Annotated in this window: 17 protein-coding genes and 2 pseudogenes; 6 read left to right on the top strand and 13 right to left on the bottom strand. The window is 71.9% G+C overall.

Translation table 11 applies throughout. The features are described 5' to 3' along the window. Positions 1-158: 158 nt before the first annotated feature. Positions 159-1,535 (top strand): MFS transporter, encoded by a 1,377-nt coding sequence (locus tag OG698_RS30465; RefSeq protein WP_406106814.1) that lies wholly within the window; start codon positions 159-161, stop codon positions 1,533-1,535. Here the strand turns inward: OG698_RS30465 and OG698_RS30460 are convergent. The 9 genes from OG698_RS30460 to hrcA all read right to left on the bottom strand — a co-directional run bounded on the left by OG698_RS30460 (position 1,496) and on the right by hrcA (position 11,819). Further along, on the bottom strand, positions 1,496-2,500 hold the full coding sequence (locus OG698_RS30460; protein ID WP_406106813.1) for an adenosine deaminase: 1,005 nt from the start codon (positions 2,498-2,500) through the stop codon (positions 1,496-1,498). The two genes, OG698_RS30465 and OG698_RS30460, sit on opposite strands and share 40 nt — an antisense overlap. A gap of 21 nt (positions 2,501-2,521) precedes the next feature. Then, the gene (locus OG698_RS30455) at positions 2,522-3,430 is read right to left on the bottom strand and encodes a ribonuclease Z (protein ID WP_406106811.1); all 909 of its coding nucleotides are present in this window, start codon (positions 3,428-3,430) and stop codon (positions 2,522-2,524) included. 20 nt (positions 3,431-3,450) lie between these two features. Next, entirely contained in the window at positions 3,451-3,804 is a 354-nt protein-coding gene (locus OG698_RS30450) for a histidine triad nucleotide-binding protein (protein WP_406106809.1), read from the bottom strand. Between the two features lie 89 nt (positions 3,805-3,893). Further along, entirely contained in the window at positions 3,894-7,133 is a 3,240-nt protein-coding gene (locus OG698_RS30445) for a S41 family peptidase (RefSeq protein ID WP_406106807.1), read from the bottom strand. Between the two features lie 90 nt (positions 7,134-7,223). Continuing rightward, entirely contained in the window at positions 7,224-7,616 is a 393-nt protein-coding gene (locus tag OG698_RS30440) for a VOC family protein (RefSeq protein WP_406106805.1), read from the bottom strand. Between the two features lie 20 nt (positions 7,617-7,636). Next, a complete protein-coding gene (locus OG698_RS30435; RefSeq protein ID WP_406106803.1) occupies positions 7,637-8,380 on the bottom strand; it encodes a 16S rRNA (uracil(1498)-N(3))-methyltransferase in 744 nt (247 codons plus the stop codon). Further along, complete coding sequence (locus OG698_RS30430; RefSeq protein WP_406106801.1) at positions 8,377-9,450, bottom strand: nitronate monooxygenase; 1,074 nt, start codon at positions 9,448-9,450, stop codon at positions 8,377-8,379. The genes OG698_RS30435 and OG698_RS30430 overlap by 4 nt, the downstream gene beginning before the upstream one ends. A gap of 215 nt (positions 9,451-9,665) precedes the next feature. Beyond that, entirely contained in the window at positions 9,666-10,802 is a 1,137-nt protein-coding gene (gene dnaJ / locus OG698_RS30425) for a molecular chaperone DnaJ (protein WP_266670426.1), read from the bottom strand. Further along, the gene (gene hrcA, locus OG698_RS30420) at positions 10,803-11,819 is read right to left on the bottom strand and encodes a heat-inducible transcriptional repressor HrcA (protein ID WP_266564353.1); all 1,017 of its coding nucleotides are present in this window, start codon (positions 11,817-11,819) and stop codon (positions 10,803-10,805) included. It lies immediately after the preceding gene. 121 nt (positions 11,820-11,940) lie between these two features. Between hrcA and OG698_RS30415 the strand changes: the two genes are divergently transcribed. Further along, complete coding sequence (locus tag OG698_RS30415) at positions 11,941-12,672, top strand: MBL fold metallo-hydrolase (RefSeq protein WP_399978182.1); 732 nt, start codon at positions 11,941-11,943, stop codon at positions 12,670-12,672. A 34-nt stretch (positions 12,673-12,706) separates the two neighbouring features. After that, positions 12,707-13,591 carry a DUF3097 domain-containing protein gene (locus OG698_RS30410; protein WP_406106798.1) on the top strand — a complete coding sequence of 295 codons (885 nt, stop codon included), beginning with the start codon at positions 12,707-12,709 and terminating at the stop codon, positions 13,589-13,591. 19 nt (positions 13,592-13,610) lie between these two features. Here OG698_RS30410 and hemW read toward each other — a convergent pair whose 3' ends face one another. Both hemW and OG698_RS30400 read right to left on the bottom strand, forming a co-directional pair. Next, entirely contained in the window at positions 13,611-14,843 is a 1,233-nt protein-coding gene (gene hemW / locus OG698_RS30405; protein WP_406106796.1) for a radical SAM family heme chaperone HemW, read from the bottom strand. A 54-nt stretch (positions 14,844-14,897) separates the two neighbouring features. Continuing rightward, positions 14,898-16,850: a SpoIIE family protein phosphatase gene (locus tag OG698_RS30400; protein ID WP_406106794.1), complete on the bottom strand. Its 1,953-nt coding sequence runs from the start codon at positions 16,848-16,850 to the stop codon at positions 14,898-14,900. A gap of 102 nt (positions 16,851-16,952) precedes the next feature. On the opposite strand from OG698_RS30400, the pseudogene OG698_RS30395 reads away from it, so the two are divergent. Beyond that, a pseudogene (locus OG698_RS30395) lies at positions 16,953-17,351 on the top strand (HAMP domain-containing protein); the annotation flags it as partial. Between the two features lie 175 nt (positions 17,352-17,526). Continuing rightward, positions 17,527-18,072: pseudogene (locus tag OG698_RS30390) on the top strand (two-component system response regulator); the annotation flags it as partial. 149 nt (positions 18,073-18,221) lie between these two features. Here the strand turns inward: OG698_RS30390 and OG698_RS30385 are convergent. Beyond that, positions 18,222-20,111, bottom strand: coding sequence for an AMP-dependent synthetase/ligase (locus tag OG698_RS30385; RefSeq protein WP_399978171.1), 1,890 nt, complete (start codon positions 20,109-20,111; stop codon positions 18,222-18,224). A 264-nt stretch (positions 20,112-20,375) separates the two neighbouring features. Continuing rightward, complete coding sequence (lepA, locus tag OG698_RS30380; protein WP_399978168.1) at positions 20,376-22,235, bottom strand: translation elongation factor 4; 1,860 nt, start codon at positions 22,233-22,235, stop codon at positions 20,376-20,378. A gap of 220 nt (positions 22,236-22,455) precedes the next feature. Here lepA and rpsT point away from each other — a divergent pair, with 220 nt between their 5' ends. Next, a complete protein-coding gene (rpsT, locus tag OG698_RS30375) occupies positions 22,456-22,722 on the top strand; it encodes a 30S ribosomal protein S20 (RefSeq protein ID WP_100594244.1) in 267 nt (88 codons plus the stop codon). Positions 22,723-22,936 lie beyond the last annotated feature (214 nt).

Below are 22,936 nucleotides of genomic sequence, written 5' to 3'. Positions count from 1 at the left end.
GGCCCAGCTGTTTTCACCCTCCCCGCGCTTGATACAAATTGGCCGCGCCCCCTCGTATCGCGAGCCCCGGCGCATCCCCCCAATCCCCTTGCCTGTTCAGGCATCCCCGTAGTTCCGCATGCCCTGATCCCCGTACACCGCCACGCTTTGGAACGCCCGTGTCCCGCCGCACTCCCCGGCCCCTTGTCACCCTCTTCACGGCCGGTTATCTGGCCCCGTATCTGCTGCCCACCGTCGTGGGCCGTCTGGGCGACAGCCTCCATCTCCCCCCGGCGCAGGCGGGCCTCATCGGCAGTGCGCTGCTGATGAGTTCGGCCGCGGCGGGCTTCACCTTCGCCGGCCGTGTGGACCGCACCGGCCCCCGCACCCTCGCCAGAGCGGGCCTGCTGCTCGCGGCGCTCGGATACGGCGCGGCCGCGGCGACGTCCTTCGTACCGCTGGTGGTCATCGGCGCGATGGCCGGCGGCTTCGGCTCGGGCACGGCGACGACGGTCGCCGCGACGGGAATCGCCGGGCAGCGCGACCCGCACCGGGCGTCGACGCTGGGCCTGCTCAGCGTCTCGGCGCTGGCGGGTGCGCTGTATCTGACGATGCCGCATCTGGGTACGGGTCATGCGCTCCCGTTCGCGGCGATCGCACTGACGGCGCTGGCGACGTGGCCGGCGACCTCCGGCCTGGAGAGCGGCACCGCCGGGCTCCCCACCTCCGCCGGGCAGCACAGGCCCGCAAGCCCTCTCCCCTTCCGCCGCTCGGGCCTGGTCCTGGCCGCCGCGATGCTCTGCTGGTCGATGGCGCAGAACTCCCTGTGGGGCGTCAGCAGCCGCATCGGCACTGATCAGGCGGGCCTGACGGAGATCACCGTCGGCGCGGTCTTCGCGGTGGCGCTCGGCACGGCGCTCGTGGGCGTGCTCGGCGCGGGAGCGCTCGGGTCCCGGCTCGGCCGCGCCGCCCCGATCGGCGCGGGCACGGCGCTGATCGCGTGCTGCATCGTGGTGAGCGCCCGCGCGGACGACCTCGCGTCGTTCGCGACCGGTGAGATCGCGTGGAACACGCTGTACCCGGTGGTCCTGTCGTATCTGATCGGCCTGGCCGCGTCCCTGGACCCGCGCGGCCGCTGGGCGGTCCTCGTCGGCTCGGCGGCGTCGCTCGGCACGGCCTGCGGCCCGCTCACCGGCAGCGTCCTGTCGCAGACGGCGGGCTATCCGGCGATGGGCACGACGCTCGCCGTGGCGCTGCTCGTCCTGGCGCTGCCGCTCACGGCGGTGGCGCTGCACACGGGCGGCAGCCCGCTGCTGCGGCCCGGCACGGTCCGCAGGAGGGGCGGCGCCCCCGCCGCTCTGGTGGCCGGCGTGACGGGCGCCCCGGCGGGCGCGGTCCCGCAGATGGGCGCGGCCGAGCAGCCGGTCGTGGAGATCACGGTGAGCACGCCCCAACCGGCCCCGACGCAGGAGGAGTTCTCCACGGCGGGACCGCGGGGCGGCTCGGCGGCGCTCGGTCAGTCGTCGAACGCGAACGCGTCGACCTCGGCGAGGTAGCGCGAGCGCAGCTCCTCGTCGTCATCGAGGAACGACGCGACGAACGAGTTGCGGGCGAGCTCGCGCAGCCGCTCGTGGTCGAGCGCGAGCGCCTCGTGGACGGCGTGGAAGGTGTCTCCGACGTATCCGCCGAAGTAGGACGGGTCGTCGGAGTTCACCGTGCAGAGCAGACCGGCGTCCATCATCCGCGGCAGCGGGTGGTCTTCGAGTACCTCGATGGCGCGCAGCCGCACGTTCGACAGCGGGCACAGCGTCAGGGGCACCCGGTCCCGCACGAGCCGTTCGACGAGCGCCGGGTCCTCGACGCAGCGGAGCCCGTGGTCGATGCGCTCGACGCCGAGCACGTCGAGCGCCTCCCATACGTACGAGGGGTCGCCCTCCTCGCCGGCGTGGGCGACCTTGCGCAGCCCGAGCGCGCCCGCGGCCTCGTACACCTCGCGGAACTTGGAGGCGGGGTTGCCGACCTCGGCGGAGTCGAGGCCGACGCCGACGATCCGGTCGAGGTAGGGCTTCGCGGACTCCAGGGTCTGCATCGCGGACTCGGCGGACTGGTCGCGCAGGAAGCACATGATGAGCCGGGTGGAGACGCCGTGGCGCTCCACGCTCTTCGACAGGGCGGCGCTCAGGCCCTCGACGACGGTCCCGATCGGCACGCCGCGGGCGGTGTGGGCCTGCGGGTCGAAGAAGATCTCGGCGTGCCGCACGCCCTGCGCGGCGGCGCGCGCGAGGTAGGCGTCGGCGAGCTGCTCGAAGTCCTCCTCGGTGCGCAGGACGGCCATCAGGCCGTAGTACAGGTCGAGGAAGGACTGCAGGTCTTCGAAGAGATAGGCCTTGCGGAGGGCCTCGGTGTCGGCGAACGGCAGGTCGACGCCGTTGCGGGCCGCGAGTTCGAAGGCGAGCTCGGGTTCGAGGGTGCCTTCGATGTGCAGGTGGAGTTCGGCTTTGGGGAGCGAAGCGAGGGACATCAGAGCATGGTACGCCCGGGATTAGACACGTTTGGGCACCTGTACGCGGTCGAGGTCCCGCGCCACGGTGAGCTCTCCGGTGAAGCCGGCGGCGCGGGCCTGGCGCTCAAACTCCTCGGGGTCCGAGTAGCGCTGGCTGAAGTGGGTGAGCACGAGGTGCCGCACCCCGCCCTCGGCCGCGACGCGCGCGGCCTGCCCGGCGGTCAAGTGGCCGTGGTCCGATGCCAGTTGGTGGTCCCCGTCGAGGAACGTCGACTCGATGACGAGCATGTCGCACCCCTCGGCGAGCTCGTTCACCCCGTCGCAGAGCCGGGTGTCCATGACGAACGCGAACCGCTGCCCGCGCCGCACCTCGCTCACGTCGTCGAGGGTGACGCCGCGCAGGGACCCGTCGCGCTGGAGGAGCCCCACGTCGGGCCCGGAGATGCCGCGCTCGGCGAGCAGGTCGGGCAGCATGCGGCGCCCGTCGGGCTCCACGAGGCGGTAGCCGTAGGACTCGACGGGGTGGGAGAGACGGCGCGCGTCCAGCGTGTACGACGACGTCTCGGCGAGCACGCCGCCCTCGCCGGACACCGGCACCTCGGCGAGCGCGACGCTCTCGCGGTACGCGGTGGCGTACCGCAGCCGGTCGAAGAACCGCTGACCGGAGCGGGGGTAGTGCGCGGTGACGGGGTGCGGCACCCGGTCCAGGTTGATGCGCTGGATGACCCCGGCGAGGCCGAGGGAGTGGTCGCCGTGGAAGTGGGTGACGCACAGCCGGTTGAGGTCGTGCGCGGCGACGCCGGCCCGCAACATCTGGCGCTGCGTGCCCTCGCCGGGATCGAAGAGGATGCCCTCCCCGTCCCAGCGCAGCAGGTAGCCGTTGTGGTTACGGTGCCTCGTCGGCACCTGGCTCGCGGTGCCGAGCACCACCAATTCCCGTACGGACACGGCGCGTTGCCCGGCGCCCGCTAGCCGGGGGGCCACTGGAGGCCGCGGCCCCCGAGGACATGGGCGTGGGCGTGGAAGACGGTCTGGCCCGCGCCGCTGCCGGTGTTGAACACGACGCGGTAGCTGTCGAGCTTGTCCTCGGCGGCGACCTCGGCCGCCTCCCGCAGCACGTCGGCGGCGATCTGCGGCTCGGCGGCGGCGAGGGCCGCGGCGTCGCGGTAGTGGACGCGCGGGATGACGAGGACATGGGTCGGCGCCTGCGGGTTGATGTCCCGGAAGGCGACGGTGGTCTCGGTCTCCCGTACCAGCGTGGCCGGGACCTCCCCCGTGGCGATCTTGCAGAACAGGCAGTCGGCCTGCGGCTCTCCGGCCACGATCACGTCTCCTCACACCGTCCGGTCACTACGCCGGGAATGCTATCCGGCCCGCGGCCACCCGCGACGCCTGCCTCCTGCGACAGGCCTCACTCCCGTACGCGCGGTTGCGGGAGTTCGGGTGCCGTGCGCGCCGGGTTCTCGGCGAGCGCCGCCAGCGCGATGCGCACGGCCTCGTCGAGCTGCGGGTCGCGCCCGGCCGCGTGGTCCTGCGGGGCGGCGACCACTTCGACGTCGGGGTCGACGCCGTGGTTCTCAAGACCCCACTCGTAGCCGTCCAGCCAGGTCGCGTACTTCGGCTGGGTCACCAGCGTCCCGTCGACGAGCCGGTAGCGGCTGTCGATGCCGATGACGCCGCCCCAGGTGCGTACACCGACCACGGGGCCGATCCCGAGCGCCTTGATCGCCGCGTTGACGATGTCGCCGTCGGAGCCGGAGAACTCGTTGGCGACGGCCACCACGGGGCCGCGGGGCGCGTCCATCGGGTAGCTGAAGGGGCGGGAGCCGCGCGGCAGGTCCCAGCCGACGACCCGGCGGGCCAGCTTCTCGACGACAAGCTGCGAGGTGTGTCCGCCGCGGTTCTCGCGCACGTCGACGATGAGTCCGTCGCGCGCCACCTCGACCCGCAGATCGCGGTGGATCTGGGCCCAGCCGGGGGCCTGCATGTCGGGCACGTGGAGATAGCCGAGGCGGCCGCCCGACTGCTCGTGGACGTGGGCGCGGCGATCGACGACCCAGGCGTGGTAGCGCAGCGGCTCCTCGTCGGCGACGGGGACGACGACCGCGTGGCGCGGGTCGCCGCCGCCGGCCGGGGAGACGGTCAGCTCGACGGGCTTGCCCGCCGTCCCGACGAGGAGCGGTCCCGGACCCGTGACGGGGTCGACGGGGCGTCCGGCCACCGCGATGATCGCGTCACCCGCGCGCACGGCCACCCCGGGCGCGGCGAGCGGCGCGTGGGCACGCGGGTCGGACGTCTCGGTGGGCAGGACCCGGTCGATGCGCCAACTGCCGTCCTCGTGGCGGGAGATGTCCGCCCCGAGGAGGCCCTGTCGCCTGTCGCCGCCGCTCCAGCCGCCGCTCGGTGTGACGTAGGCGTGCGAGGTGCCGAGTTCGCCCTGGACCTCCCACAGGAGGTCGACGAGGTCGTCGTGGGTGGCGACGCGGTCGAGGACGGGCCGGTAGCGCTCCAGGACGCCGTCCCAGTCGACGCCGTCCATGTCCGCGCGCCAGAAGTTGTCCCGCATGAGGCGGCCCGCCTCGTCGTACATCTGCCGCCACTCGGCGACGGGGTCGACGTCCTGGCGGACCCGGCTCAGGTCGACGGTGATGTTGGTGTCGCTGTCGTCGTCGGAGGAGGCGCGCCGGTCGCTCGGTACGACCTTGAGCTTGCCGTCGGTCCACAGCAGGACGCGCTTGCCGTCACCGCTGACGGCAAGGTGGTCGGCGTCCGAGGCGAGGTGCTCGATGCGCTGCTGGGCGAGGTCGTAGCGTTCGAGCTCGCTCTTGGGGTCGGGGTCGTCGGGGGTGGCCCGGGACGCGCCGAGCACGCCCTGGACCGGGTGCCGCAGCCACAGGACGCCGTCCTTGGCGGCCCGCAGGGTCGTGTAGCGGGCCGCCTCCACGGGGAACGCGACGATGCGGTCGGCGAGCCCTTCGAGGTCGATACGGGTGGTGGGGGTGCCTTCGCTGTCGGGGGTCTCGGCGGCGGGGCTGTCCGGGGTGTCGAAGGGACGGCCGTGGCGCTGGGGGCCGAACGGGGACGGCGTCGCCGCGGCGAGCGTGATCAGGTGCGGCCGAGAGCCCCCGACGAACGCGAGGTCGAAGACGTGCTCGTCGTAGACCGGGTCGAAGGAGCGCGCGGAGAGGAACGCGAGGTGTTTGCCGTCGAGGGTGAACGCGGGCGCGTAGTCCCGGAACCGCAGCGGCGTCGCCTCCGTCACCGACAGGTCGGCGGTGTTGGCGAGCTTGAGCTGGCGCAGGGGCGAGGGGCCGGGGTGCGACCAGGCGAGCCACGCCGAGTCCGGCGAGAAGACGAGGCCGCTCACGTCGCCGTCCTCGCTGCGGTCGACCTCCCTGACCTCACCGCTCTCGCGCTCGACGAGCAGCACACGCCCGTCGTGCGAGGCGACGGCGGCCCGGCTGCCGTCGGGCGCCATCGCGAGGTTCAGCACGCGGCCCAGCTGCCCGGCGGCGAGCCTGCGCGGGGTGGCGCCGGGCGCGATGCCGGTGGCGGGCGCGAACTCCAGGGCGTCGTCGCCCTCCGCGTCCGTCACCCACACCACGTGTTCCTCGCCCTCCACGCGGAAGGTGCGCGGGAGGCGGGCCCGTACGCCGGGTCGGGCGGCCAGCGCGCGGGCGGGCCCGGAGCGGTGGGTGACCCAGTGGACCACGCCGCGCACCGAGACGGCGCTGCCGCGTGCGGTGTGGTCGGGTGCCGCCGCGCCGAACCAGCGGGCGGCGCTGACGGGGTGGGGCTGGAGGTCGACGCGCTGCCCGCCGAGGCGGACGTCCAGGCGGCGCGGCGCGGCGTCCTCCGCGCGGTCGAGGGCATCCACGATCCACAGTTCACCGGCCGACGCGTACACGACGCGGGTGCCGTCGCTCGACGCGTGCCGGGCGTAGAAGCCGTCGAGCGGCGTGTGCCGGCGCAGTGAGCTGCCGTCGGCGAGGGACGAGTACAGGGCGCCGACGCCTTCGTGGTCGGACAGGAAGGCGACTCGGTCGCCGACCCACATCGGGTACTCGATGTTCCCGTCGAGCTCCTCGTGGAGGCGGACGAACTCGCCGTCGCCCGCCCGGTCGATCCACAACTTCCCCGCGGTGCCGCCCCGGTAGCGCTTCCACCAGGCGGCCTCGCGGCCCATCGGCGCGGACAGCAGGACGACCTGCCCGCCCGGCCCGGTCACGACGTCGCCCACGGGCCCGTACGGCAGTGTGGTGGCGGGTCCGCCGTCGAGGGGGACAGCCCTCGCCCAGCTGCGGCGCAGGGACGCCTGGCCCTGGGTGCTGAGCGCGAGGACCTGACCGTCGGGGGTCCAGCCGCGCACCGTCGTCCTCGAACTGCCCCAGTACGTAAGGCGTTTGGAGGGTCCGCCGTCGACCGGGGCGATGTGCACCTCGGGGGCGCCGTCGCGGGTGGACGTCCAGGCGACAGTGGTGCCGTCGGGCGAGATCCGGGGATGGCTGACGGGGACATTGTCAGCGCTGACGCGCCAGGCGCGCCCGCCGTCGAGAGGGGCGACCCAGACGTCGTCCTCGGCGGTGAAGGCGGCCAACTCGCCGTGCAGATGCGGGAACCGGAGATATCCAGAGTGCGCTGTCCGTATCACCCGATCACCCTAGGCACGCGCGCACGGCCAGGTCAGGAGGTTTGGTCACTTGCCCCGGACCGCTGCGCGACGCCACCGCCGGCGAGGGGGTCAGCCGCGCATCAGCAGCCACTCCTGGAGCTCCACGATGTTGTCCTCGGGGTCCTTGAGGTGGGCGACCCGCATCCGGTCGGTCATCGGCGCGGGCCCGTGGAGGATCTCGGCGCCGCGCGCGACGATCTGCTCGCAGTACTCGTCCAGGTCGTCGACCCGCAGCACGACGAGGGATCGGTGCCCGTCCGGGGCGTCACTCAGATCGCCGATGACCTGCGCCATCAGCGCCCGGTCCTCGAGCCCGATGCCGGCGGAACCCGTCGCGGGGCTGAACTTCTCGTACGGGCCGTCCTCCGCGCCCGACTGCGGCTTGAGGCCGAGCACGTCCGCGTAGAAGTGGTAACAGGCACGGAAGTCGGTGACGAGGAGTCTGACCTGGGCGAGTTCCACGCGTTCCCCTCGGGGGTTGATCAGGACCAGCGGCCGGTGCGGCCGAGGAGCAGCGCCGTCGCGGCGGTCCCCGCGGTCGACGTACGCAAAACGCTACGCCCGAGCCGGTACGGGCGCGCGCCCGCCTCGGCGAACGCGGCGAGCTCGTCGGGCGAGACGCCGCCCTCCGGGCCGACCACGAGGACGATGTCCCCGGCCGTGGGCAGCTCCACCGTGGCGAGGGCGCCGCTGTCGCAGTCGCGGTCCTCGTGCAGTACGGCCGCGAAGTCCGCCCCGGCGAGCAGTGCCGCGACCTGCTTGGTCGACGCGGCGTCCGCGACGTCCGGGAAGCGCACCCGGCGGGACTGCTTGCCCGCCTCGCGCGCGGTGGCCCGCCACTTGCCGAGCGCCTTGGCGCCACGGTCGCCCTTCCACTGCGTGATGCAGCGGGCGGCCTGCCACGGCACGATCGCGTCGACGCCGGTCTCCGTCATGGTCTCGACGGCGAGCTCGCCCCGGTCGCCCTTGGGCAGGGCCTGGACGACGGTGATCCTGGGTGCCTGCGCGGGCTCCTCCTGGGCGGGGCCCGCCGTGACGACGAGCCGGTCCTTGCCCTCGGCGGCCTCCACGACCGCCTCGCTCCAGCGCCCGCGACCGTCGGTCAGGACGACGTCCTCACCGGCGCGCAGCCGCTTCACGGACACCGCGTGCCGTCCCTCGGCCCCGTCGAGCACGAACGTTCCGGCGGACGGCACCTCGTCGACGACGAACACCGGCGCCGTCATGCGGCACCCCGCGCGCCCAACACGCCCTTCGCCTCCGCCAGTTCCGCCGCGAGCACCTCGACGAGCCGGCCGGCGGGCAGCTCACGGGCGAGCCGGTGGCCCTGCCCGGCCCACAGCGCCATCCCCTGCGGGTCCCCCGCCTTGGCGGCGGCCTTGCGCAGCGTCGACGTCATGTGGTGGATCTGGGGGTAGGCGGCGGGCGCGTACGGGCCGTGCTCGCGCATGAACCGGTTCACGAGGCCGCGCGCGGGGCGGCCCGAGAAGGCCCGGGTCAGCTCGGTCCGCACGAACAGCGGATTTGTCATGGCCTGCTTGTGCAGGACGTTGGCGCCGGACTCGGGGCAGACCAGGAAGGCCGTGCCGAACTGTCCGGCGTCGGCGCCCGCGGCGAGCACCGCGGCGAGCTGTCCGCCGCGCATGAGTCCGCCGGTGGCGATGATCGGGATCTGTACGGCCTCGCGGACCTGGGCGATCAGCGCGATGAGTCCGATGCCGGATCCGTCGGCCTCCGGGTTGTCCCGGTGGGTGCCCTGGTGGCCGCCCGCCTCGATGCCCTGGACACACACCGCGTCGGCGCCGGCCCGCTGGGCGGCCTGCGCCTCCTCCGCGGTGGTCACGGTGACGGCGGTGAGGGTGCCGACGCGGGCGAGGGAGTCGAGGACGTCGCGGCTCGGGCAGCCGAAGGTGAAGGTGACGACCGGTACCGGGTCGTCGAGGAGGATGGCGAGCTTCGCGTCGAAGCCGTCGTCGAGGCCGCTGTCCGGGTCCCCGAGCTGCGTGTCGTACCAGGCGGCCTCACCGGCGAGCTGGCTGGCGTAGACGGCGACGGCCGCGGGGTCCGCGTACTCGGACTGCGGCATGAAGAGATTGACGCCGAACGGCTGGTTGGTCAGCCCCCGTACCTGCTTGATCTCCTGGTACATCCCGTCGGCGGTCTTGTACCCGGCGGCGAGGAATCCGAGCCCGCCGGCCTCCGACACGGCGGCGGCGAGCTGCGGACAGGACGCACCGCCCGCCATGGGTGCCTGCACGATCGGATAGTGACAGAGATCGGTCAGCGTGGGGGACATGACCGCATCGTGCCACGTCCCCCGCATCGGACCGAATCGGCCCTTCCGCGTGGCATGTGCCACGCGTGATGCGGGGGACGTGGTCCCTGCTTCTTGCGTACGCCGGGCTCGGTCAGCGCCCGTTGAACGCGTCCTTCAACCACGAGAACAGCCCCTGCTGCCCCGGCTGACTGTGCCTGCCCGGGGGCAACCCCCGGACCCCCGGCCGCACACCATCAGCGCCCGTTGAACGCGTCCTTCAGCCGCGAGAACAGCCCCTGCTGCCCCGGCTGGAACTGGCCCGTGGGCCGCTCCTCGCCGCGCAGCTTCGACAGCTCACGCAGTACCCGCTCCTGCTCCGGATCCAGCTTGGTCGGCGTCAGGACCTCGACGTGCACGATGAGGTCACCGCGGCCGCCGCCGCGCAGGTGCGTGATGCCGCGCCCGTGCAGCGGGACCGACTGGCCGGACTGCGTGCCCGGCCGGATGTCGATCTCCTCCAGGCCGTCGAGCGTCTCCAGCGGCACCTTGGTGCCGAGCGCCGCGGCCGTCATCGGGATGGTGACGGTGCAGTGCAGATCGTCGCCGCGCCGCTGGAAGACGGGGTGCGGCAGCTCGTGGATCTCGACGTACAGGTCACCGGCGGGGCCACCGCCGGGGCCGACCTCGCCCTCGCCCGCGAGCTGGATCCGCGTGCCGTTGTCGACGCCGGCCGGGATCTTCACCGTGAGCGTGCGCCGCGAGCGGATGCGGCCGTCACCGGCGCACTCCGGGCACGGCGTCGGCACGACGGTGCCGAAGCCCTGGCACTGCGGGCACGGCCGCGACGTCATGACCTGACCGAGGAAGGACCGCGTGACCTGGGACACCTCGCCGCGACCGCGGCACATGTCACAGGTCTGCGCGGACGTACCCGGCGCGGCACCCTCGCCGCTGCAGGTCGTACAGACGATGGCCGTGTCGACCTGAATGTCCTTGGTGGTCCCGAAGGCGGCCTCGTCCAGCTCGATCTCGAGCCGGATCATGGCGTCCTGGCCGCGGCGCGTGCGCGACCGGGGACCACGCTGGGACGCCGTTCCGAAGAACGCGTCCATGATGTCGGAGAAGTTCCCGAAGCCGCCGGCGCCGAAGCCACCGGCCCCGCCTCCGCCCGCCTGCGAGAGGGGGTCGCCGCCGAGGTCGTAGACCTGCTTCTTCTGCGGGTCCGACAACACCTCGTAGGCGGCGTTGATCTCCTTGAACCGCTCCTGTGTCTTCGGGTCCGGATTCACATCCGGGTGAAGCTCACGGGCCAGCCTGCGGAAGGCCTTCTTGATCTCGTCCTGGGAGGCGTCGCGGCGCACGCCGAGTACGGCGTAGTAGTCCGTGGCCACTTACGACTCCGCCAGGATCTGTCCGACGTAACGTGCCACTGCGCGTACTGCTCCCATCGTTCCCGGGTAATCCATGCGGGTCGGTCCGACCACGCCGAGTTTGGCGACTGCCTCGCTGCCCGAACCGTAGCCGACCGAGACCACGGAGGTGGAGCTGAGTCCCTCATGGGCGTTCTCGTGACCGATCCGTACAGCCATGCCCGAATCGTTTACCTCACCAAGGAGCTTGAGGAGCACGACCTGCTCCTCGAGGGCCTCGAGGACAGGCCGGATGGTGAGGGGAAAGTCATGTCCGAAGCGGGTGAGATTGGCGGTGCCGCCGATCATCAGCCGCTCCTCGGTCTCCTCGACGAGTGTCTCCAGGAGAGTGGAGAGCACCGTCGCGACCGTGCCGCGGTCCTCCGCGTCGAAGGACTCCGGCAGGTCCTGCACCAGCTGCGGGACGTCCGCGAAGCGGCGTCCCGCGACCCGGCTGTTGAGCCGGGCCCGCAGATCGGCGAGAGAGGTCTCGCCGAACGGCGCCGGGCAGTCGATCATCCGCTGCTCGACGCGGCCCGTGTCCGTGATCAGTACGAGCATCAGACGGGCGGCGGCGAGCGAGAGCAGCTCCACATGGCGCACGGTGGACCGCGTCAGGGACGGGTACTGCACCACGGCGACCTGCCGCGTCAGCTGCGCGAGCAGCCGCACGGTCCGGCCGACGACGTCGTCGAGGTCGACGGCGCCGTCGAGGAAGTTCTGGATGGCGCGGCGCTCGGGCCCCGTCATCGGCTTGACCGCCGTCAGCTTGTCCACGAACAGGCGGTACCCCTTGTCGGTGGGGATCCGCCCGGCGCTCGTGTGGGGCTGGGCGATGAAGCCCTCCTCCTCGAGCGCCGCCATGTCGTTGCGCACCGTCGCCGGTGAGACACCGAGGCTGTGCCGCTCGGTGAGCGCCTTGGAGCCGACCGGCTCCTCGGTCCCCACGTAGTCCTGGACGATGGCGCGCAGCACTTCGAGCCTGCGTTCACTGAGCATTCGCGCGCACCTCCAGCTGTGTCGTCCGCGGCTGGCACTCGGTGCGGCCGAGTGCCAATGGTCTCCGGGTCAGTGTACGGCCGGTGGGTACGGGCCCGGCAAGGGCGCTAGCGTCGGACCCATGGACGACCTGGACTGGAATGAGGTGGGCTGGGAGGAGCTGTCCGCTCGGGCGGGGCGGATCCGGCTGCCGGGCTGGGACTGCACGACGGGCCTTGTGGTGGGCGACGGGGCGGCGTTGCTGATCGACACGGGTTCATCACTTCGTGAGGGTGCGGCGCTGCGGGCGGACACCCGGCGCCTCATCGGCCCGCACGCGCGCGTGACGCATATCGCGCTGACGCACCCCCATTTCGACCATGTCCTGGGCACGGCGGCGTTCGCCGGCGTCGAGGTGTACGGCGCCGCGGGCATCGACACGGTGTTCACGCGGGGCCGCGACGAACTGCGGGCCTCCGCGGTCGCGCACGGCGTGCCGCACGACGAGGCGGCCGATGCGGTGGACGTGCTCGTCGTGCCGCAGCACCGGGTGTGCGGGGAGTGGACGCTCGATCTGGGCGGCGGGCTCCAGGTGCTGCTCGCGAACGTGGGCCCGGCGCACAGCGGGCACGACCTGGCGGTCCTGGTGCCGGGCACGCCCGAGGTCGTCTTCTGCGGCGACCTGGTCGAGGAGTCGGGCGAGCCGCAGGCGGGCCGTGACGCGGTGCCGTCCCGTTGGCCGGCCGCTCTCGACCGGCTGCTGGAACTGGGCGGAGAAGACGCCGTGTACGTCCCCGGGCATGGAGCCGCGGTGAATGCGGCGTTTGTCCGTGCGCAGCGTGCCGCGCTGGCGGCGCGTTTCGGCGTGTCGTAACCGCACGGCAGTTCGTACTCCTATCGTCTGCAGAATGCTCCCACCCGCCTCCCGCCACCGCCCCTCCAACGAGGGCCCTTCGGGCCCGCAGAGCCGTCTGTACTCCCCCGACTTCACCCCGCCCTGGAAGAAGCAGCAGGCCGCGCCCGAGGTGGCGGCGGACGTGGATCTCGTGGTCGAGGAGGTCACGACCGGATTCTGCGGGGCGGTCGTCCGCTGCGAGAAGACGGCCCAGGGCCCGACGGTGACCCTGGAGGACCGCTTCGGCAAGCATCGGGTGTTCCCCATGGACCCGCGCGGCTTCCTGCTCGAAGGCCGGGTCGTCACCCTCGTACGTCCCGTGGCCGCGGCGCCCGTACGTCCCACGCGCACGGCCTCCGGGTCGGTCGCGGTCCCCGGGGCGCGGGCGCGGGTCGCGCGGGCCGGGCGCATCTATGTGGAGGGCCGGCACGACGCGGAGCTGGTGGAGCGGGTCTGGGGCGACGACCTGCGCATCGAGGGCGTGGTCGTGGAGTACCTGGAGGGCGTCGACGACCTGCCCGCGATCGTCGCCGAATTCGCTCCGGGGCCGGACGCGCGGCTCGGCGTCCTCGTCGACCATCTGGTGCCCGGCTCGAAGGAGTCACGGATCGCGGCGCAGGTCACCGGCGAGCACGCTCTGGTCGTTGGCCACCCCTACATCGACGTGTGGGAGGCCGTGAAGCCGTCGGCCGTGGGCATCCGGGCGTGGCCCCGGGTGCCGCGCGGCCAGGACTGGAAGACGGGTGTGTGCCGGGCGCTCGGCTGGCCGGAGAACACCGGCGCGGCCTGGCAGCACATCCTGTCGCGGGTGCACAGCTACCGCGACCTGGAGCCCGAACTCCTGGGCAGGGTCGAGGAGTTGATCGACTTCGTGACGCTGCCCGCGGACCTGGCCTAGGGAGCGCCCGCGAGCCGCCTCAGTCGACGAGGTCGCGGACGACCGCGTCGGCGAGGAGGCGGCCGCGCAGGGTGAGGACGGCGCGCCCGGACTCGTACGGGGCCGCTTCGAGCAGGCCGTCGGACAGGGCCTGGCCGGCGGCGGCGCGGCCCGCGGGCTTCAGGAGCGACAGCGGGCAGCCCTCCAGGAGGCGCAGTTCCAGCAGAATGCGCTCGACGCGCCGGTCCTCGTCCGAGAGGAGCTCGCGACCGGCGCCGGGCGAACGTCCCTCGGCGAGGCGTCCGGCGTAGGCGCCCGGGTGCTTCACGTTCCACCAGCGCACCCCGCCGACGTGGCTGTGCGCGCCGGGGCCCGCGCCCCACCAGTCGGCGCCGCGCCAGTACAGCTCGTTGTGCAGGCAGCGCCCGGCGTCGGTGGTGGCCCAGTTCGACACCTCGTACCAGTCGAAGCCCGCCCCGCCGAGGACCTCGTCCGCGATCAGGTAGCGGTCCGCGTGGACGTCGTCGTCCGTCATCGGGACCTCACCGCGACGGATGCGCCGGGCGAGCTGGGTGCCCTCCTCGACGATCAGCGCGTACGCCGACACATGGTCGGGCCCGGCGCCGATGGCCGCCTCCAGCGAGGCCCGCCAGTCGTCGTCGCTCTCGCCGGGGGTGCCGTAGATCAGGTCGAGGTTGACGTGGTCGAAGCCCGCGGCGCGCGCCTCGGCGACGCAGGCCTCGGGGCGGCCGGGGGTGTGCGTGCGGTCGAGGATCTTCAGGACGTGCTGCTTGGCGCTCTGCATGCCGAAGGAGATCCGGTTGAAGCCGCCCTCGCGGAGGGTCTCCAGGTAGGCGGGGCCGACGGACTCGGGATTGGCCTCCGTCGTCACCTCGGCGTCGGGCGCGAGCCCGAACTCGTCACGGATCGCCCCGAGCATGCGCACGAGGTCGTCGGCCGCGAGGAGCGTCGGGGTCCCGCCGCCGACGAACACGGTCCGCACCTGGCGCGGGTCGTCGCCGAGAACCTTGCGGGCGAGCCGGACCTCGTCGACGAGGGTGTCCGCGTAGTTGTCACGCGAGGCGAGCACACCACCGGAGCCGCGCAGCTCGGTCGCGGTGTACGTGTTGAAGTCGCAGTAGCCGCAGCGCGTGGCGCAGTACGGGACATGCAGATAGAACCCGAGGGGCCGCTCCGCCGCCCCGGCCAGGGCGGAGGCGGGCAACGCGCCGTCATCGGGGACGGGCTCACCGTCGGGAAGTGCGGAAGGCATGGACCTATTGTCCCGCAGCCGCGAGGTAGTCCTCACAGCCGCGGCCGTGAGGACCTACCGGGCCTGCAGTACCAGCAGTGCCAGGTCGTCGTCCGGTGGGCTTTCGGAGAATTCGTGGACCAGGCGTCTGATCCGTTCGGCGAGCAGAGGTGCGGTGAGGCCCGTGCAGCCGGCGAGGGCGTGGGAGAGGCCGTCGCCGTCGTCGAACTGGCGGTGCCCGTCCCGGCGCTCCGTCACCCCGTCCGTGACGCACAGGAGGGTGTCGCCGTCGTGGAGGACGAGGCTCTCGCTGGTATAGCCGGGATCGTCGACGACGCCGAGGAGCACCTGGGGCTCGGCGGCGCACTCGACCAGGCCGTCGGGCCGCAGCAGGAGCGGCAGCGGGTGTCCGGCGGAGGCCAGGGTGCAGCGCATCCCGTCCTCGGTGGGCACCAGCTCCCCGTAGAGCAGGGAGAGGAAGCGGGGCGCGCCCTCGGGTGCGAGGCCCTGGCCGCCCGCGGCGGCGAGCGCGCGGGCCGCCGCGTCGGCCGCCTCCGTGGCGTCGTCGAGGAGGAGCCGGTTGAGCCGGTCGAGGACCTCGGCGACCTGGTACCCCTCGCGGGCGAGCAGCCGCAGCCAGGGCCGGGCGAGGCCGATGACGACGGCTGCCTCGGGGCCTTTTCCCTGGACGTCGCCGAGCGCGAAGCACCAGCGGCCGTCGCCGGCGGGGAACACGTCGTAGAAGTCGCCGCCGGGGCCGCCCGCGTCGCGCGGCTCGTACACGAGCGCGGACTCGATGCCGGGGATCTGCGCGACGGCGGAGGGCAGCAGTCCGCGCTGGAGGATGCGGCTGATGGTGGCCTGCCGGGTGTAGCGGCGGGCCGCGCTGACGGCGAGGGCGACACGGCGGGCGAAGTCCTCGACGAGGCCGGTGACCTCGTCGGGGAAGCGCGTCAGGCCGGCCCGTCCGATGAGGAGGGTGCCCACCGCGCGACCGCCCGCGCTGAGGCGGTAGGCGAGCGCGGCGCCCGCCGGGTCGCCGCCGAGGCTCTCGAAGGGCCACGGCACGGGGACGGCCGCGCTGCGCGCCGCGTCGGTGGGCTGCGGCGGGTCCTTCTCCAAGATCTTGCGGAGCTCCTCCATGCGGTTCTCGCTGGTGTGCCAGACGCGGGCGAGGCGGGGCGTGGCGAGGGCGCCGGTGCCGCGGCCCGCGCGGTCGGCGGCGCCCCGGTCGGGCCTGCCGTCCTCGTCGTCGAGCCAGACGGCGCACCAGTCGGCCATGCGCGGCACCAGCATCTGTCCGGCGAGTGAGGCGACCTGGTCCTCGTCGAGCTGTCCGGCGAGCAGGTCGGAGGCCTCGGCGAGGAAGGAGAGCGCGCCGCGGTTGACCCAGTCCTGGTCGTGGGGGAAGCGGCGCGGCGTGGGAGCCAGTATTTCCGCGGCGCGCAGCCCGCGCTGAAAGGTTCTTGCGCCGAGGTACGCCTCGGGGTCGTCGCCGCGCCGGTCGGCTTCGTCGACGGGGAGACGGGCCCAGACGGTCTTGGTGCCGGACTGGTACGTGATGCCCCAGGCGTCGGAGAGAGAGGCCACGAGGCGCAGCCCGCGCCCGCACTCGGGGGTGTCGGGGCCCATGTCGATGCGGTCGCTGCGGACGGCGCGGGCGGGGTGATGGTCGGAGACCTCGATGACGAGGGCGGCGGGCGCGCACGCGCCGTCCGGGTCGTCGGGGTGCCCGGTTTCGAGGCGGCACAGCAGCTCGACATTGGTGCCGGCGTGGACCACGGCGTTCGTGACGAGTTCGCTGAGTACGACCACGGCGTCGTCGGTGAGCCGGTCGCCGCCGCCCGACGTGGCGGTCAGGCCGAGCTCGGCCCAGTCGGCGAGAGCACCCCGTACGAAGCGGCGCGCGGCAGCCGGGGCCAGCGGGTTTCCGGGCAGCGAGGTCCGCACGACGGCCGGTGCTCCCGGGGGACGGGAGGGCTCGTCGGTGGCGTACGTGGTCTCCCGTTGCAGCGGAATGGACCCCACGGTGCGGCTCCTGAGCAGTACGGGCAAAGACGCCTCAGGCGACACGGACAGAGTGACAGACCGGCCCCGCCCATAAGCACCGAGTTATCGAAGTGGGCCACCATGAGTGAGAACAGTGCTACACGTGTTCAGGATCCGGGCCGGATCGAGGCCACCGAACTGCGTGCGCTTCCGCCGCGATGACGTCGGCGCGGGACGGCGACTTCACCAAGGCCCCGGAGACCGGGGAGGGCCTGGCGGCCGAACTCGGCGCGATGTGACGCGGTGGCCGGCGGCGACCTCACGCAGCGGGTCGACCTGCACGACGGGAACCTCCAGCTCCGGGTGGACTTACGCCTCCTGGGCCGCGCCGTGAACAAAATGGTCGACCAACTCTCCCTGTTCACGGGCGAGGTGACGCGGGTGGCGCGCGAGGTCGGCACCGAGGGCCGGCTCGGCGGGCGCGCCAAGGCCCAGGGCCTGTCCGGGAGCCGGCGAGACGTGACCGAGGCGGTCAATAGCCGGTGGACGTGGATCAGCTGCTCTCGGTCGTACTCGCCCTGCTGAACCCCGAAGGCAGTGGGAGCGACGGGGCCGGGACTCCGCCGACGCCGCTGACCTGGGACTTCCGGACGCGGAAGGAGAGCCGGTGGTCCCGCCGACGATCGAATGAGGCACTGTCACGATGACTGTCCCGATAGGTACCGACGCCGGTACGGACGACCGCGCGAGCATCCTCCTGGTCGACGTCATGGAGGACAACCTCGTCGCGCTGGAGGCCGTACTGGCGTCGCTCAACGAGCCGCTCGTGCGGGCGCGTTCGGGCGCGTTCGGGCGCGTTCGGGCGCGTTCGGGCGCGTTCGGGCGCGTTCGGGCGCGTTCGGGCGCGTTCGGGCGAGGAGGCAATGAAGGCGCCGCTGCGCAGGCGGTTCGCCGTCGTCCTCCTCGACATCCGGATGCCGGGCATGGACGGCTTCGAGACCGCGGCGAACATCAAGCGGCTCGACCAGACGAAGGACGTGCCCATCATCTTCCTGACGGGCACGGACACGGACGCGGGCTACGCGTTCCGCGGCTGCGCGACGGGGCCACGGACTACCTCACCAAGCCCTTCGCCCCGTGGGTGCTCCGCGCGAAGGTCACCGTCCTCGTGGACCTGCACCGCGAGAATCAGCAGCTGGAGCGGATGCTCGCCCGCGAACAGCTCCAGTTCGCCGAGTTGACGGCCCGCCTGTCCGCCGTCTAACGCGAACTGACCGCCGGCGCACTGCCGGACGCCGCCGAACAGCGCCGCCAGGTGACACGGATGGGGTAGCTGTTACGGGAGATGCGCCGCGGCCGCACACCGTAGGGGCAGGCCGCGACGCATCCCTCAAGCGACGACGCGGGACGTCACTTCTCGCGTGAACCCGCGTACATCTCGTCGATCAGGTGCCCGTACTCACGCTCGACGACCGGCCGCTTCAGCTTCAGGCTCGGGGTCAGCTCGCCGTGCTCGATGTCGAGGTCGCGCGGCAGGAGCTTGAACTTCTTGATGGTCTGCCACTTCTGGAGGCCCAGGTTGAGCTCCTTGACGTAGCCCTCGACCAGTTCGACCGTGGCAGGGGCCGCGACCACATCGGCGTACGACTTGCCCTCCAGGCCGTTGTCCTTGGCCCACTCCAGGATGGACGGCTCGTCGAGAGCGATGAGCGCCGTGCAGAAGTTCCGGTCGGCGCCGTGCACCAGGATGTTCGAGACGTACGGGCAGACGGCCTTGAACTGACCCTCGACCTCGGCGGGCGCGATGTACTTGCCGCCCGACGTCTTGATCAAGTCCTTCTTGCGGTCGGTGATCTTGAGGTAGCCGTCGGGCGACAGCTCACCGATGTCGCCGGTGTGGAACCAGCCGTCGGACTCCAGCACCTCGGTCGTCTTCTCGGGCAGCCCGTGGTAGCCCTGCATGACGCCGGGGCCGCGCAGCAGGATCTCGCCGTCGTCCGCGATCCGCACCTCCGTGCCGGGCAGCGGCTTGCCGACCGTGCCGGTGCGGTACGCCTCGCCGGGGTTGACGAAGGACGCAGCGGACGTCTCCGTGAGGCCGTAGCCCTCCAGGATGTGCACGCCCGCGCCGGCGAAGAAGTAGCCGATCTCGGGGGCGAGCGCGGCGGAGCCGGAGACACAGGCACGCAGCCGGCCGCCGAACGCCTCACGCAGCTTCGAGTAGACGAGCGCGTCGGCGACCTTGTGCTTGGCGCCGAGCGCGAACGGCACCGAGGCCGAACCGGTCCTGCGGAAGTTGTCCTGGCTGGCCTTCGCGTACTCGCGCGCGACCTCGGCGGCCCACTGGAAGATCTTGTACTTGGCGCCGCCGCCGGCCCGCGCCTTGGCCGCGACCCCGTTGTAGACCTTCTCGAAGATGCGCGGCACCGCGGCCATGTACGTCGGCTGCACGACGGGCAGGTTCGCGATGATCTTGTCCACGCGGCCGTCGACGGCGGTGACGTGCCCGACCTCGATCTGCCCGGAGGTGAGGACCTTGCCGAAAACGTGCGCGAGGGGCAGCCACAGGTACTGCACGTCGTCCGGGCCGACCAGGCCGGTCGAGGCGATGGCCTTCGCCATGTACGACCAGTTGTCCTGCGGGAGGCGCACGCCCTTGGGCCGGCCGGTGGTACCGGAGGTGTAGATCAGGGTCGCGAGCTGGTCCGCGGTGATCGCGCCGACCTTTTCCTTGATCAGGTCCGGGTTCTTCTCCAGGTGGGCGGCGCCGCGCTTCTCCAGGTCGGCGAGCGTGAGCACCCAGCCTTCGGGGTCCGCGGCGTCCGGCTCGACCCCGGCCTCGTCGATGACGACGACATGGGCGAGGTCGGGCAGGTCGGCCCGGCGCTCGCGGGCCTTGGCCAGCTGCGCCGCGTCCTCGGCGATCAGGACCTTGCTGTCCGAGTCCGCGAGGATGAACCCCGACTCCTCGGCGTTGGTCTGCGGGTACACGGTGGTCGTGGCGGCGCCCGCGCACAGGATGCCGAGGTCGGCCAGGATCCACTCGACCCGCGTGGAGGAGGCGAGCGCGACCCGCTCCTCCGGCTGGACGCCGAGCTCGATGAGGCCGGCCGCGATGGCGTAGACCCGCGTCGCGGCCTGCGCCCAGCTCAGCGACTTCCACTCCTCGGGGCCCTCACCGGAGGCCGATGGCACCGGATAGCGGTAGGCCTCGGTATCCGGCGTGGCCGCCACGCGCTCCAGGAAGAGGGCCGCCACGGACGGCGGACGGTTCTCGATCAGGGTCTGTGTGTCGCTCACGACGTCCTCCGGGGGCCCGCGGCAGCGCGGCGAGACTGGGCGCGGCTGGCTGTTGGCGGCTGTTGTTTAACTGGCGAGTAACTACCGAGCAGTGATCAGAGTAGAGCGCAGTCGCCCGGTGCGTAAGGGGCCGCAGCCTGTCACTTCTTGTCGACAGCCGCTGTACACACGGCCCCCACAAAAGGCCCGCACAACAATGCCGGGAAATCAAGAGGCCCGCCGCACTGACGCGCGACGGGCCCCCGGACTGCTGTGACGACCGGCCTACTTCTTCTTCGTACCGCTGTCGTCGCTGGAGAGCACGGCGATGAAGGCTTCCTGCGGCACCTCGACGGAGCCGACCATCTTCATGCGCTTCTTGCCCTCCTTCTGCTTCTCGAGCAGCTTGCGCTTACGGGAGATGTCACCGCCGTAGCACTTGGCGAGGACGTCCTTGCGGATGGCGCGGATCGTCTCTCGGGCGATGACCCGGGAGCCGATGGCGGCCTGGATCGGCACCTCGAAGGCCTGCCGCGGGATGAGCTCGCGCAGCTTGGCGACCAGCCGCACGCCGTACGCGTACGCCGCGTCCTTGTGCGTGACCGCGGAGAACGCGTCGACCTTGTCGCCGTGCAGCAGGATGTCGACCTTGACCAGGCTGGAGTCCTGCTCGCCGGTGGGCTCGTAGTCCAGGGACGCGTAGCCGCGCGTCTTGGACTTCAGCTGGTCGAAGAAGTCGAAGACGATCTCCGCGAGCGGCAGCGTGTAGCGGATCTCGACGCGGTCCTCGGAGAGGTAGTCCATGCCGAGCAGCGTGCCGCGGCGGGTCTGGCAGAGCTCCATGATCGAGCCGATGAACTCGCTGGGGGCGAGGATCGTGGCCCGTACGACGGGCTCGTAGACCTTGTCGATCTTGCCTTCGGGGAACTCGCTCGGGTTGGTGACCGTGTGCTCGGTGCCGTCCTCCATGGCCACGCGGTAGACCACGTTGGGCGCGGTGGCGATGAGGTCGAGCCCGAACTCGCGCTCCAGGCGCTCACGGATCACGTCGAGGTGGAGCAGGCCGAGGAAGCCGACGCGGAAGCCGAAGCCGAGGGCGGCCGAGGTCTCCGGCTCGTAGACGAGCGCGGCGTCGTTGAGCTGCAGCTTGTCGAGGGCCTCGCGCAGGTCCGGGTACTCCGAGCCGTCCAGCGGATAGAGGCCCGAGAAGACCATCGGCTTCGGGTCCTTGTAGCCGCCGAGCGCCACGGTGGCGCCGTTGTGCAGGGAGGTGATCGTGTCACCGACCTTGGACTGACGGACGTCCTTCACGCCGGTGATGATGTAGCCCACCTCACCGACGCCGATGCCGTCGGCCGGGGTCATCTCCGGCGAGGAGACCCCGATCTCCAGGAGCTCGTGGGTGGCGCCGGTGGACATCATCCGGATCCGCTCACGCTTGTTGAGCTGGCCGTCGACGACTCGTACATACGTCACGACGCCGCGGTAGGAGTCGTACACGGAGTCGAAGATCATCGCGCGGGCGGGCGCGTCGGCGACGCCGACCGGGGCCGGGATCTCGGCGACGACCTTGTCGAGCAGCGCCTCGACGCCCATGCCGGTCTTCGCGGAGACCTTCAGCACGTCCTCCGGCTCGCAGCCGATGAGGTTCGCGAGCTCCTCGGAGAACTTCTCGGGCTGGGCGGCCGGCAGGTCGATCTTGTTGAGAACCGGGATGATCTTGAGGTCGTTCTCCATCGCCAGATAGAGGTTGGCGAGAGTCTGCGCCTCGATGCCCTGGGCCGCGTCGACGAGCAGGACCGTGCCCTCACAGGCCGCGAGGGACCGCGAGACCTCGTACGTGAAGTCCACGTGCCCCGGGGTGTCGATCATGTTGAGGATGTGGGTTTTGCCCGGGTCCTCGCTCGGGGCCCAGGGCAGGCGCACCGCCTGGGACTTGATCGTGATGCCGCGCTCGCGCTCGATGTCCATCCGGTCGAGGTACTGAGCACGCATCTGCCGCTGCTCGACCACACCGGTCAGCTGGAGCATCCGGTCGGCGAGCGTGGACTTGCCGTGGTCGATGTGCGCGATGATGCAGAAATTGCGGATCAGAGCCGGGGCGGTACGGCTCGGCGCGGGCACATTGTTAGGGGTCGCGGGCACGCAGGGTCCTGTCTCTTGAGGCGCCTGTCGCCTCGGGTCGGATCTATACGTAGGTTCCATGGTCCCACGGACGCGGGGCTGCGCCCGGTTTGGGCCGCTCGGAGCACGGCTGGTAACGTTGACAGCTGTGTCTCATGCCCTCTCAGCACGAGGCACCTCAAGAGAAATCACCGGCACGTGGGCGTGAGCTCGCGTGCCTGAACCTGAAAAGGCTCATTTCGTGGCGAACATCAAGTCCCAGATCAAGCGGATCAAGACCAACGAGAAGGCTCGTCAGCGCAACAAGGCTGTCAAGTCCTCCCTCAAGACCGCGATCCGCAAGGCCCGCGAGGCCGTTGCCGCGGGTGACACCCAGAAGGCCGAGGAGCTGACGCGCGAGGCTTCGCGCAAGCTCGACAAGGCCGTCTCCAAGGGCGTCATCCACAAGAACCAGGCCGCCAACAAGAAGTCGGCGCTTGCTTCCAAGGCTTCTTCCCTCAAGGGCTGAGTACCCACTCCCTCACGGGACGGGCACTCCTTTGATGTGATCGCCGGACGGACCCGAGCGGGCCCTCTCTCTCCGCTCCCGGACGGCACCCCGGATCTGCACGCGACTGCGTTCGCCACGCGGGTGCGGATCCATCGAGCTTGAACCTGAGACCCCGCACGGCTGTCCTTCCCCAGGACGGCTGGGCGGGGTTTTGGCGTGTGTGGGGGCTGCG

Source organism: Streptomyces sp. NBC_01003, from assembly GCF_045162695.1.
Taxonomy (GTDB): Bacteria; Actinomycetota; Actinomycetes; order Streptomycetales; family Streptomycetaceae; genus Streptomyces.
The sequence above is the reverse complement of the archived record's forward strand: the minus strand, read 5'-3'. Positions and strand labels throughout refer to the sequence as shown.

Excerpts from the sequence above, each read along its gene's own strand:
- OG698_RS30460 (WP_406106813.1), bottom strand. The coding sequence starts at position 2,500 with ATGTCCCTCGCTTCGCTCCCCAAAGCCGAACTCCACCTGCACATCGAA.
- OG698_RS30435 (WP_406106803.1), bottom strand. The coding sequence starts at position 8,380 with ATGACGGCGCCGGTGTTCGTCGTCGACGAGGTGCCGTCCGCCGGAACG.
- OG698_RS30430 (WP_406106801.1), bottom strand. The coding sequence starts at position 9,450 with ATGTCCCCCACGCTGACCGATCTCTGTCACTATCCGATCGTGCAGGCA.
- hrcA (WP_266564353.1), bottom strand. The coding sequence starts at position 11,819 with ATGCTCAGTGAACGCAGGCTCGAAGTGCTGCGCGCCATCGTCCAGGAC.
- OG698_RS30415 (WP_399978182.1), top strand. The coding sequence starts at position 11,941 with ATGGACGACCTGGACTGGAATGAGGTGGGCTGGGAGGAGCTGTCCGCT.
- OG698_RS30410 (WP_406106798.1), top strand. The coding sequence starts at position 12,707 with ATGCTCCCACCCGCCTCCCGCCACCGCCCCTCCAACGAGGGCCCTTCG.
- hemW (WP_406106796.1), bottom strand. The coding sequence starts at position 14,843 with ATGCCTTCCGCACTTCCCGACGGTGAGCCCGTCCCCGATGACGGCGCG.